The 11,748-nt window shown below is 70.4% G+C and carries 9 protein-coding genes and 2 pseudogenes; 1 reads left to right on the top strand and 10 read right to left on the bottom strand.

What is annotated here, in order from left to right:
* Positions 1 to 76: 76 nt before the first annotated feature.
* The 4 genes and pseudogenes from ABTZ89_RS27150 to ABTZ89_RS27135 all read right to left on the bottom strand — a co-directional run.
* Positions 77 to 709: pseudogene (locus ABTZ89_RS27150) on the bottom strand (P-type ATPase actuator domain-containing protein); the annotation flags it as partial.
* Positions 706 to 2,367, bottom strand: a complete 1,662-nt coding sequence (gene kdpA / locus ABTZ89_RS27145) for a potassium-transporting ATPase subunit KdpA (protein WP_351049805.1) — start codon at positions 2,365 to 2,367, stop codon at positions 706 to 708. The pseudogene ABTZ89_RS27150 and the gene kdpA, both read right to left, overlap by 4 nt.
* On the bottom strand, positions 2,367 to 2,462 hold the full coding sequence (gene kdpF / locus ABTZ89_RS27140; protein ID WP_270953196.1) for a K(+)-transporting ATPase subunit F: 96 nt from the start codon (positions 2,460 to 2,462) through the stop codon (positions 2,367 to 2,369). Before kdpF ends, kdpA begins: the two co-directional genes overlap by 1 nt.
* The gene (locus tag ABTZ89_RS27135) at positions 2,459 to 2,683 is read right to left on the bottom strand and encodes a hypothetical protein (protein ID WP_351049801.1); all 225 of its coding nucleotides are present in this window, start codon (positions 2,681 to 2,683) and stop codon (positions 2,459 to 2,461) included. Before ABTZ89_RS27135 ends, kdpF begins: the two co-directional genes overlap by 4 nt.
* Positions 2,684 to 2,855: 172 nt before the next feature.
* On the opposite strand from ABTZ89_RS27135, the gene asnB reads away from it, so the two are divergent.
* Positions 2,856 to 4,685, top strand: coding sequence for an asparagine synthase (glutamine-hydrolyzing) (gene asnB / locus ABTZ89_RS27130; RefSeq protein ID WP_351049797.1), 1,830 nt, complete (start codon positions 2,856 to 2,858; stop codon positions 4,683 to 4,685).
* 43 nt (positions 4,686 to 4,728) lie between these two features.
* On the opposite strand, the gene ABTZ89_RS27125 is transcribed toward asnB, so the two are convergent.
* From ABTZ89_RS27125 to ABTZ89_RS27100, 6 genes and pseudogenes are all read right to left on the bottom strand, one after another.
* Positions 4,729 to 6,174, bottom strand: coding sequence for a sensor histidine kinase (locus ABTZ89_RS27125; protein ID WP_351049794.1), 1,446 nt, complete (start codon positions 6,172 to 6,174; stop codon positions 4,729 to 4,731).
* Positions 6,171 to 6,869 carry a response regulator transcription factor gene (locus ABTZ89_RS27120; protein ID WP_351049791.1) on the bottom strand — a complete coding sequence of 233 codons (699 nt, stop codon included), beginning with the start codon at positions 6,867 to 6,869 and terminating at the stop codon, positions 6,171 to 6,173. Before ABTZ89_RS27120 ends, ABTZ89_RS27125 begins: the two co-directional genes overlap by 4 nt.
* Before the next feature lie 133 nt (positions 6,870 to 7,002).
* Positions 7,003 to 9,039, bottom strand: coding sequence for an ArnT family glycosyltransferase (locus ABTZ89_RS27115; protein WP_351049788.1), 2,037 nt, complete (start codon positions 9,037 to 9,039; stop codon positions 7,003 to 7,005).
* A complete protein-coding gene (locus ABTZ89_RS27110) occupies positions 9,036 to 10,274 on the bottom strand; it encodes a bifunctional glycosyltransferase family 2/GtrA family protein (protein ID WP_351049785.1) in 1,239 nt (412 codons plus the stop codon). The genes ABTZ89_RS27115 and ABTZ89_RS27110 overlap by 4 nt, the downstream gene beginning before the upstream one ends.
* 208 nt (positions 10,275 to 10,482) lie before the next feature.
* Complete coding sequence (gene mutM, locus ABTZ89_RS27105) at positions 10,483 to 11,370, bottom strand: bifunctional DNA-formamidopyrimidine glycosylase/DNA-(apurinic or apyrimidinic site) lyase (RefSeq protein WP_351049782.1); 888 nt, start codon at positions 11,368 to 11,370, stop codon at positions 10,483 to 10,485.
* Between the two features lie 90 nt (positions 11,371 to 11,460).
* Positions 11,461 to 11,748, bottom strand: a pseudogene (locus ABTZ89_RS27100) (putative dsRNA-binding protein); the annotation flags it as partial.

Genomic DNA, 11,748 nt, shown 5'->3' with positions numbered 1-11,748 from the left:
GTACCGTTCGCACCACCGGCGGCGCAGGGCCACCGGATGGACCGGACCCGGAAGCCTGTGGCGGCTACGCGGGTGGGAGCGCGATCATCCGGTCCACGAAGGTCTCGCCGGGTTTGGTGGTGATCCGCACGACGATCCGGTCCGACAGCACGGTGGTGCCTGCCGTCACGGCCGAGCGGTCGCCGCCGGATTCCCGGATGACCGGGGCGGATTCGCCGGTGATCGCCGATTCGTCGACGGTCGCGATGCCGCGCACCACGTCACCGTCACCGGGGATGACCTCCCCCGCCTCGACCACCACTTCATCGCCGATCCGCAGCGAAGTGCCGGGAACCCGCTCCTCGGCCCCGTCGACCAGCCGCCGCGCGACAGCCTCGGTCTTGGTGCGCCGCAACGATTCCGCCTGCGCCCGGCCGCGCCCTTCGGCGACGGCTTCGGCGAGGTTGGCGAACAGCACGGTGAACCACAGCCACGCGGCCACCGAGATGCCGAACACGCTGGGCTCGAACACCGCGAGAACGGTGGTCAGCACCGAACCCACCCACACCACGAACATGACCGGGTTGGCCAGCTGGTGCTTCGGGTTCAGCTTGCGCAGCGCTTCCGGCAACGAGGTCCACAGCTGCTGCGGGCTGAACGCGCCCGCGCCGAGCTTGCGCGGACCGGTTTCGGCTCGTTCGGTGCGGGGTTCCGCCAAGGTCGTGGTCATGCGAGGGCCTCCGCGATCGGTCCGAGGGCGAGCGCGGGCAGGAAGGTCAGCGCCGCGACGAGGACAACGGTTCCGCCGAGCAGTCCGGCGAACAGCGGGCCGGTGGTGGGCAACGTGCCCGCCGTGGCCGGAACGCGCTGCTGCGCGGCCACCGAACCGGCCAGCATCAGCACCGCGAGGATCGGCACGAACCGGCCGAACAGCATCGCCAGCCCGAGCGCGGCCTGGAAGAAGTCGCTGGTGACGGTGAGCCCGGCGAAGGCGCTGCCGTTGTTGTTGCCGGTGGAGGCGAAGGCGTAGAGGACCTCCGAGAGCCCGTGCGCGCCGGTGTTGGTCATGGCGTCCGATGTGGACGGAAGCGCCAGCGCGGTGCCCGCACCGAGCAGCACCACCGTCGGCATGGCCAGGATCGAGATCGCCGCCGCGGTGACCTCCCGCCGCCCCAGCTTCTTGCCCAGGTACTCCGGGGTCCGCCCGACCATCAGCCCGGCCAGGAACACCGCGATCACGGCCAGCACCAGGATCCCGTACAGCCCGGATCCGACGCCGCCGGGCGCGACCTCGCCGAGCAGCATGTTCAGCATCGGCACCAGACCGCCGAGCCCGGTGAAGCTGTCGTGCATCGAGTTCACTGCTCCGGTGGAGGTACCGGTGGTGGCGACCGCGAACAGGCCGGACAGGAACAGCCCGAACCGCGCCTCCTTGCCCTCCAGCGCGCCGCCGGCGGCCAGCGCGGCCGGGCCGTTCGGGTGGCTCTCGGCCCACCAGACGAGCGCGGTCATCAGCGCCATGATCGAGACCATCACCGCCAGCAGCACCCGGCCCTGGCGGCGGTCGCCGACCATGGTGCCGAAGGTGCGGGTCAGGGCCAGCGGGATCACCAGGATCAGGAAGATCTCCAGCAGGTTGCTGAGGCCACCGGGGTTGGAGAACGGGTGCGCCGAGTTGGCGTTGAGCACCCCGCCGCCGTTGGTGCCGAGCTCCTTGATGGCCTCCTGGCCGGCGATCGGCGCGGTGGCGATGGTGTGCGCCTGCCCGTCCAGCCCGACGACGTGGATGCCGGCGGCCAGGCTCATCGCCGCGCCCAGCGCGATCAGCAGCACGGCCGCGACCGCCGCGATCGGCAGCAGGACGCGGGTGCAGCCGCGGGTGATGTCCACCCAGATGTTGCCGATGCGCCCGGTGCCCGCCGCGGTGAAGCCGCGCACCAGCGCGATCGCCACCGCCATACCGACCGCCGCCGACACGAAGTTCTGCACGGTCAGCCCGGCCATCTGCACCGCGTGCCCGAGCGCCTGCTCCGGCACGTAGGACTGCCAGTTGGTGTTGGTCGCGAAGCTGATCGCGGTGTTGAACGCGACCGCGGGATCCACCGCGCCGCGCCCCAGGCTCAACGGCAGCCACGGCTGCAACCGCTGCAACAGGTACAACAGCGCGACGGACATTGCGGAGAAGCCGAGAACGCCTGCGGCGTAAGTGGTCCAGCGCTGCTGGACGTCGGGTTCGACGCGCACCAGGCGGTACACCGCCCGCTCGACGCGCCAGTGCTCCTCGCTGGTGTAGACGTGCGCGAGGTAGTCACCGAGGGGCCGGTAGACCACCCCGATGGCCAGGACCAGGAGGCCGACCTGGACCAGGCCGACCGTCAGCGAACTCATCAGAACTTCTCCGGCCGGACGAGGGCGACGAACAGATAACCGATCAACAGCAACGCCAACGCGCCCCCGGCGACGTTGGCCAGCAATGCGCTCACAACCGCTCCAAACCGCGCAAGATCAGGGCGAGCACGAGGAACCCGCCGATCAGCACCACGGCGAAGGCCAGATCAGCCACCGCTGCGCACTCCTTCGCATCTCCGGGCCGCCGGGTCGGCGACCGCCCGGACCTAGCGAAGTCCTCGTGGCCGATCAGGTGAAGGCCCCCAGACGGCTCCTTGACGCGGCGGATCAACGCGTTGACGCGTTCTTGATGCACCGGTTTGAACCATTCCGCCCGGTGTGCACGGATCGTGAGTGGGACACTTCACCCCGTGAGTTGGTTTCATCGATGCAACGATCTCGTTAGCCTCGGGAAATAGTTCCGGCACGCGTCCGGGAACCCCCTGAACTGCCCGCACGAAATCCGAACACCGAGAGGAGAACGGGCCATGTGCGGAATCTCCGGCTGGATCGACTTCCAGCGCGACCTCACCCGCGAACAACCCGCGATCGACGCCATGTGCGACACCATGTCCTGCCGGGGCCCCGACGCCCGCGGCACCTGGGTGGCCCCGCACGCCGCGCTCGGCCACCGCCGGCTGGCCATCATCGACCTGCCCGGCGGCACGCAGCCGATGACCTCCCCCGACGGCGACGTCGTGATCGTCTACAGCGGCGAGGCCTACAACTTCACCGAACTGCGCGACGAACTGCGCCGCCGCGGCCACCGCTTCGCCACCGACAGCGACACCGAAGTCGTCCTGCACGGCTACCTGGAGTGGGGCGCGAAGGTCGCCGAGCACCTCAACGGCATGTTCGCCTTCGCCGTCTGGGACAGCCGCACCGAGCAGCTGCTGCTGATCCGCGACCGGATGGGCATCAAGCCGCTGTACTACTACCCGACCGAGCAGGGCGTGCTGTTCGGCTCCGAGCCCAAGGCGATCCTGGCCAACCCCCTGGCGGAGAAGGTCGTCGACGCCGACGGGCTGCGCGAGCTGTTCACCCCGGTCAAAACGCCGCGGCAGGCCGTGTGGGCGGGCATGAGCGAGGTCGAGCCGGGCACGATCCTCACCGTCGACCGCACCGGCCTGCGCGAGCACACCTACTGGCAGCTCGACGCCGTCGAGCACACCGACGACCAGCAGGCCACCGTGCAGCACGTGCGGGAACTGCTGGACGACATCGTCGCGCGGCAGCTGATCTCCGACGTGCCGCGCTGCGTGCTGCTCTCCGGCGGCCTGGACTCCAGCGCCATCACCGCGCTGGCCGGCCTCGAGCTGAGCCGCAGCGGCGAGCAGGTGCGCAGCTTCGCGGTCGACTTCCTCGGCCAGGCCGAGAACTTCGTGCCCGACGACCTGCGCGCCACCCCGGACACGCCCTACGTGCACGACGTTGCCCAGCACGTGGGCTCGAAGCACCAGGACATCGTGCTCTCCCCCGACGCGCTGGCCGACCCGGCGGTGCGCCGGGCCACCGTGCAGGCCCGCGACCTGCCGATGGGCCTGGGCGACATGGACCAGTCGCTGTACCTGCTGTTCAAGGCCATCCGCGAGCACTCCACGGTGGCGCTGTCCGGCGAGTCCGCGGACGAGGTGTTCGGCGGCTACCAGTGGTTCCACGACCCGGAGGTGCGCAAGGCCGACACCTTCCCGTGGCTGGCGGCGGTGCGCGCTCACCGCGACGGCGAGTCGCAGGTGCTGGACCCGCACGTGCAGGACGTGCTGAGCCTCGAGTCCTACGTGGCCGACCGGTACCGCGAATCGCTCGCAGCAGTACCGACCTTGGACGGGGAGAGCGCTTTCGAACGGCGGATGCGGGAGATCAGCTACCTGCACCTGACCCGGTTCGTGCGGATCCTGCTGGACCGCAAGGACCGGATGAGCATGGCGGTCGGCCTGGAGGTCCGGGTGCCGTTCTGCGACCACCGGCTGGTGGAGTACGTGTTCAACGCCCCGTGGGCGCTGAAGAACTTCGACGGCCGGGAGAAGAGCCTGCTGCGCCACGCCACCGCGGACGCGCTGCCGAAGTCGGTGGTGGACCGGGTGAAGAGCCCGTACCCGTCCACACAGGACCCGAAGTACGCGGCGGCCCTGCAGGCCCAGGTGTCGGACCTGGTCGCGGCGGGCAGCGAAGCGCTGTCGCTGATGAACGGCCCGTGGCTGCGCGAAGCGCTGGCCAAGGACCCGGCCACCATCGACACGCCGACCCGCTTCCACTTCGAGCGGGCCCTCGACCTGGCCACCTGGTTCGACATCCACAACCCGACGATCAAGCTCTGATCCCGCCGGGGTGCGCGGGCCCCTCCGCTCACCCCGGACCGGCTCAGGACAGCGGCAGCAGGAGGCGGAAAGTGCTGCCCCCAGCGGGATTCGCGCGGAGCTCGACGCGGCCGTTGTGGGCTTCCGCCAGGGCCGCCGCGATCGCCAGGCCAAGACCCGTGCCGCCCGCCTGCCGGGTACGGCCGTCGTCGACCCGGTAGAAGCGGTCGAAGATCCGGCTCGCGTCCTCCGCCGCGATCCCCGGTCCGCGGTCCGAGACCGACACCACCACGACCGGGCTGCCCACCGGCATCTCCGCCCCCGCGGACGCCGAAGCGCCGCTTTCGACCGCGCCGTACGCCACCTCGACGGTGATCGGCGAACCGGGCGTGCTGTGCAGCAAGGCGTTGCTCACCAGATTCGTCAGCACCTGCCGCAGCCGCGGACCGTCCCCCAGCACCCGCAGCTGCTCCGGTGCGCGGGCGGTGATCTCCCGATCGGGATCGCGCGCCCGCCCGTCCGCGAGGACGTCCTGCACCAGCGGCACCAGGTCGAGCTCGACGAGGTCCACGGTGCGCTCCCGGTCCAGCCGGGCCAGCAGCAGCATGTCCTCGACCAGCCCTCCCATGCGCACCGCCTCGGATTCGATGCGGCGCATCATCATCCGCACGTCCTCCGGTCGGTGCTGGTCGCTGCGCCGGTACAGCTCGGCGAATCCGCGGATCGACGTCAGCGGCGTGCGCAGCTCGTGCGAGGCATCCGCGACGAACCGCCGCAACCGCTGCTCGGACTGCTCCCGCTGCTGCAACGCGTCCACCAGCCGACCGAGCATCGTGTTCAGCGCCGATCCGAGCCGCCCGGTCTCGGTCCGCGGGTCCTGGTCCGGCACGCGCCGATCCAGCTGCCCCGCCGCGATCGCGTCGGCTGTGCGCTCGATCCGGTCCAACGGCCGCAGGCTCAGCCGCACCGTCATCGCGGCGGCCGCCGCCAGCACCACCAGCACGGCCCCGCCCACGACCAGCTCGATGATCACCAGCTGCCCCACCGTCGCCTCCACCCCGGCCAGCGACAGGGCGAGCACGGCGAGGCGACCGTTGGGCAGCGCGACGGTCCGCACCCGCCAGTCCGAACCGCCCGCCCGGTCCGGCACCGTTCCGACCGCGGGCGCGCGTTCCGGGTGCAACACCAGCGGCCCACCGGCATCCCCCTCCGGACTCCCGAGCACCCCACCGACCTGGCCATCGGCCGGATCGAACACCAGCACCCGGAAATCGGTGGGCAGCTCCCCGCGCCCCCGCACGTGCTCCGGGGGGACCCGCATCGGATCCGGCGGCGGCAGCACACCGTGCTCCCACGGTCTGGCCAGTTCCGCCAGCCGGTCGTCGGTGCGGGTGATCAACGACCGGCTCAGCAGAACGGCGCTGGTGGCCCCCATCGCCATCAGCCCGATCACCAGCGCGCTGAGCAGCACGAGCACCAGCCGCCCGCGCAACGTGCTGAAGATCCTCATCTCCGCTCCGGCGGCAACCGCAGCACGTACCCCACCCCTCGGATGGTGTGGATCAGCGCGGGCGACTCCGCGTCGACCTTGCGCCGCAGGTAGCTGATGTAGGACTCGACGATCCGGCTGTCCCCGCCGAACTCGTAGTTCCACACCCGGTCCAGGATCTGCACCTTGCTGACCACCTTCTCCGCGTTGATCAGCAGGTAGCGCAGCAGCTTGAACTCGGTGGGCGAGAGGGCGATCAGCCGCCCACCGCGGCGGACCTCGTAGCTCTCCTCGTCCAGCTCGACGTCGTGGTAGCGCAGCGTCGAGTCGTCGGCCTGCGCGGGCCGCACCCGCCGCAGGATCGCGCGCAACCGCAGCACCACCTCGTCCAGGCTGAACGGCTTGGTGACGTAGTCGTCGCCGCCGGCCGTGAGCCCCGCGATGCGGTCCTCGACGGCGTCCCGCGCGGTCAGGAACAGCACCGGCACCGTGTTGCCGTTCGCGCGCAGCTCGGTGGCTACCGAGAACCCGTCCCGGTCCGGCAGCATCACGTCCAGCACGACGATGTCCGGCCGGAACTCCGCCGCAGCGGCCAGACCATCAGCGCCGGTACCTTCGCCGCGCACCTCGAACCCGCTCAACCGCAACGCGGCGGTGAGCAGTTCCAAGATGTTCGGCTCGTCGTCGACGACCAGCACCCGAGCGGAATCAACCACGGCGACCAGTCTCCCCCGCCAACCTGGGAAGAACCTGGAAGCCCGCTGAGACCGCCCGATGATGTCAACGGCGGGGAGGGCGTCTCGACACCCTCCCCGCCTGCCGCACCCGGTCAGCTCCGGGTCCCGCGCCTCATCGGCACGCGTACAGCTCCAGCCCGCTGCCGGCCGTGCCTCCCCACGCCGCTGGATCGACCGCGGTGCAGTTCTGCTTGACCCACGCATCGCGGTCGCTGCGCGCCCGGCCGCCCTTCATGTCCGCGCCGCCGGGCATCTCCACGCCTTCGGGCATCGCCATGCCACCCGGCAGCGGCATGCCTCCGGGACCGCCTCCGAGCAGCACGAATCCGAGCTGGCCGGACTGCTTCCACTCAGTCAACCGGGCCACCGACGGCGCGTCGTCACCGCCGCTGAACCCGCCCATCCCGATCACGGTCACATCCGAGTTGATGAGGTACGACGAAGCACCCATCGCCCCGCCCTCGACCGCGAGCGGCACCTCGATGCCCCCGGCCTGCGCCTGGACGTAGTCGAGCAGCTTCCGCTGGTCGGCGCTGAGCGAGGCACCGCCCATCTCGCCCATGAGGCGCCGCTGCTTCCCGTCCCCGCCGGGTGGCGGCATCCCGTCGCCGCCCATCCCCGGCGGGCGCATCCGGTCGCCGCCGAATCCGCCCATCATCGACGTTTCCGGCCCGGCCATCGGGTTCACGCCGCCCATCGGGGACTGCCCACCGGCCACGGCGATCGCCGACCACGCCGTCGGCACCAGCAGCATCGAAGCCAACCCCAGCACCAGGCCGGACTTCGCCAGAACCGCACCGCCGCGCCGACCGATCAGCAGCGCGACCAGCGCGACGACGCCCAGCCCCACCGCGGCGTACCCGGCCCAGGCGTGCCAGCTCAGGTCGCGCGCGACGATGACCATCGCCCACGCCGCGGTGATCGCCACACCGATCGGCAGCAGCCACGCCTTGCCGCCCGGTTCGCGGTACCAGCGCCAGAAGCGGACGAGCCCGGCCCCGACCAGCGCGCCGACCGCGGGCGCCAGCATCGTCGTGTAGTAGGGGTGCATGATGCCCTGCGCGAAGCTGAGCATCAGGCCGATGACCAGCAGCCAACCGCCCCACAACACCCAGCCCGCGAGCTGCGCGCGATCCACCGGGCGACGCCGGATGCCGACCACCAGCATCGACACCAGCACCAACCCGCACAGCGGCAGCAACCAGCTGATCTGACCGCCCACCTGCTCGTTGAACAACCGCAGAAGCCCCGCCGAGCCGGAGAAACCGCCGCCGTGGCCACCGGGACCGCCCGGACCACCAGGGCCACCGGCACCGCCGCCATGGCCGCTCTGCCCGAAGATCCGGCCGAACCCGTTGTAGCCGAAGATCAGGTCCAGCGCGGAACCGTCCTCGCTACCCCCGATGAACGGCTTCGGAGAGGGCCACAGAGCGGTCGCCGCCACCCACCAGAACGAGCTCACCAGGAGCACGACGGCCGCCACCCCGAGGTCCAGCAGTCGACGCCCCCACCCGGCCCGGCTGCCCAGCAGGTAGGCGGCGATGAACGCGGGCAGCACCATCCACGCCTGCAGCATCTTGGTCAGGAATCCGCAGCCCACCAAGAACGCGGCCAGCGCGACCCAACCGGTCGCCCGCCGCGTCTCGAACGCCCGCGTCATGGCGTAAGCGGCCGCGATCACGAGCAGAACCAGCAGCGTATCGGGGTTGTTGTCGCGGTTGATGACGACGGTGATCGGCGTCAGCGCCATCACCAGCGCGGCCAGCAGCGCGGCGTGCTCCCCCGCCCAACGCCGAACCGTGCGGTGCAGCAGGAACACCGCCGCGACTCCGGCGACGGCCTGCGGGACGAGCACGGCGAACTGGTTGAACCCGAAGATCTTCACCGAGAGCACCTGCAACCACAGGGCCATCGGCGGCTTGTCCACGGTGACCACGCCGACCGGGTCGAAGGAGCCGAAGAAGAACGCCTCGAAGCTCTCCGACATCGACTTCACGGCCGCCGAGTAGTACGAATTCCCCCACGAACTCCCGATTCCCCACAGGTACAGCAGCGCGGCGATCCCGCAGATCACGGCCAACGCCCACGGCTCCCACCTGCGGGAACGGGACGGGGCCGGAGCGGCGATCGGCTCGGCAACGGCGGTCATGACGCACCTTCCCCGCGCGGCCGGAACACCCAGGACCGCAGCAGCACGAATCGCAGCGCTGTGCCCAGCACCGAGGACACCACGAGAACCAGAACTTCCAGCCACCTCGACGGATCCGCTTGCCAGGCGTTCAGGACGAGCAGCGCACCGGAGGTCACCGCGTAGTACAGCGCGAACACGACGAGTCCTTGCAGGTGCACGCGCCCGGACGAACCCGGCTCCCGCAGGAAGGTGTACCTGCGGTTGGCCTCGGTGTTCCACAGCGTGGTCGCGATCAGCGCGACCAGGTTGGCCAGCAGCGGCGGCCACCAGTTGCGCAGCACCGCGTACAGCACCGCGGTGAGCACAGTGGACACGAGACCGATGGCGCCGAACGAAACCAGCTGCCACAGCAGGCCGTTCTCCCGCTTCGCCAACGCCGCCTGCGGATGTGCCGCGCGCGGCGCCGGCCGCTGCGGCAGACCCGCCACCTTCGCCTGGCCGGTGAACTTCGCCCGCGCGACCCGCACCAACCCGGCGATGTCGTCGAACGCCGTCCGCACCACGTTCACGCGCGTGTCGACGTCCTCGACCCAGTCCACCGGAACTTCGTGCACCCGAAGACCATTGTGCTCGGCGAGGAGCAGGAGTTCGGTGTCGAAGAACCAGGAATCGTCCCGGACCGCGTTCAGCAGCGGCTTGACCACATCGGTCCGCGCCGCCTTGAACCCGCACTGCGCATCGGTGAACCGCGCGCCGTGCGTCCAGCGGACCATCCCGTTGTAGCAGCGCGAGATCAGCTCCCGCTTGCCCCCGCGCACGGTCCGCGCCCCGCTCGCCAACCGCGACCCGACGGCCAGGTCGGAATGTCCGTTGACCAGCGGCGCGACCAGCGGCAGCAGCGCGTCGAGCCCGGTGGACAGGTCGACGTCCATGTAGACCACGACGTCCGCATCGCTGTACCCCCACGCGGTGCGCAACGCCAACCCGCGCCCCTTGCGATCCAGGTGCAGCACCCGAACGCGGTCCATCGCGGCGGCCAGCTCGTGCGCGACGCGCAACGTGGCGTCGCTGCTGGCGTTGTCGACGATCGTGATGGTCCAGGAGAACGGGAATCCAGTGGCCAGGTGCTCGCTGAGCACCTCCAGACACCCCGGCAGCGAATGTTCCTCGTTGTAGACCGGGATCACGACGTCGACCGTCGCGGTCCGGCGCGATGCCCGGCTCTCGACATCGAGCTGCGGCACGGCGCTCATCTCCCACCACCTCTCATCCGGCTTCGGAACCCATCAAGCCGGACAGAGGTGCGAGCACCCTCGACATCACCTGGGAACTACCTGGGAACCCCAGTCGCCATGGTCCAGACCACAGTTTCAATTGAAACTGTGATCCGCAGTGGGTGGGATTTGCAGTTTCAATTGAAACTGTGGTTCCCGCGCACGAAACCGCACGGAGCCCGAATGGTCAGAGGTGGGCGTTCCTCGGTTTGGGTTGGCACACCGGGCAGGTGTAGGAGGAGCGGTTCATGAAGGCGTCGCGCCGGATCGACGCACCGCAGCGCGGGCACGGCCGGTCGAGCTGGCCGTACACCGCCAGCGACCGGTCGAAGTAGCCGGACTCGCCGTTGACGTTGACGTACAGGGCGTCGAACGAGGTGCCACCGGCGTGCAACGCGTCCTGCATGACCTCGGTGACGCCGTCGAACAGCTCGCGGATCTTGGGCCGGGTCAGCGTCGCCGTGGGCCGCGCCCAGTGCAGCTTCGCGCGCCACAGCGCCTCGTCCGCGTAGATGTTGCCGATGCCGGACACCAGGCTCTGGTCGAGCAGCGCCCGCTTGATCCCGGTGCGCCGCGCCCGCAACCGCTCCACCAGCCGGTCCAGGTCGAAGGTGGGCTCCAGCGGATCGGGCGCGATGTGCTCGACCGGTTCGGGCACCGCGACACCGTCCACCTCGACCAGATCGGCGAGGTGCACGCCGCCGAACGTGCGCTGGTCGACGAACCGCAGCTCCGGACCACCGTCGGCGAACCGGAACCGCACCCGCAGGTGCTTCTCGTCCGGGACGTCGGCGGGCTGCACCAGCAGCTGACCGCTCATCCCCAGGTGCACCACCAGCGCCTCGCCGGCGTCCGACGCCGCATCCCCGTCGCCGAGCTCCAGCCACAGGTACTTGCCGCGGCGCCGAGCCGCGCTCAGGACCCGACCGGCCAGGCGCCCGGCGAGATCTTCCGGTCCGGGCACGTGGCGGCGCACCGCTCGGGGATGCAGGACCTCAACGCTGGACACCGTCCGGCCGATCGCGTGTTCGGAGACACCGCGCCGGACGACCTCGACCTCAGGCAACTCGGGCACGAAAACATCTTCGACCACGCCCGCCGCGCAAAAACAGGCGGCCCCGCGAATCGCGGGGCCGCAGAGCCTGTCTTCGATCTTCGAGAGAGCTCAGGCGGAGTTCTCGGTGCCTTCGCCCTTCGGCTCGGAGAGCTGGCGCCAGGCCGCTTCCGCAGCCTTCTGCTCGGCTTCCTTCTTGGTGCGGCCGTCGCCGCGACCGTAGGTCTGCCCGCCGACGGCGACGTAGGCGCTGAACTCCTTGCGGTGGTCCGGCCCCTGCTCCTCCACCCGGTACTCGGGCACGCCGAGGCTGGCCGACGCGGTCAGCTCCTGCAGGCTGGTCTTCCTTCACCAACACCGGCTCCGACGTGCGGGTGATCCCGCAGGAGCTGCGCGAAC

The organism is Saccharopolyspora sp. NPDC002686, from assembly GCF_040295745.1.
GTDB classification, from domain to species: domain Bacteria; phylum Actinomycetota; class Actinomycetes; order Mycobacteriales; family Pseudonocardiaceae; genus Saccharopolyspora; species Saccharopolyspora oryzae.
This window is presented reverse-complemented; position numbering and strand designations above follow the sequence as displayed.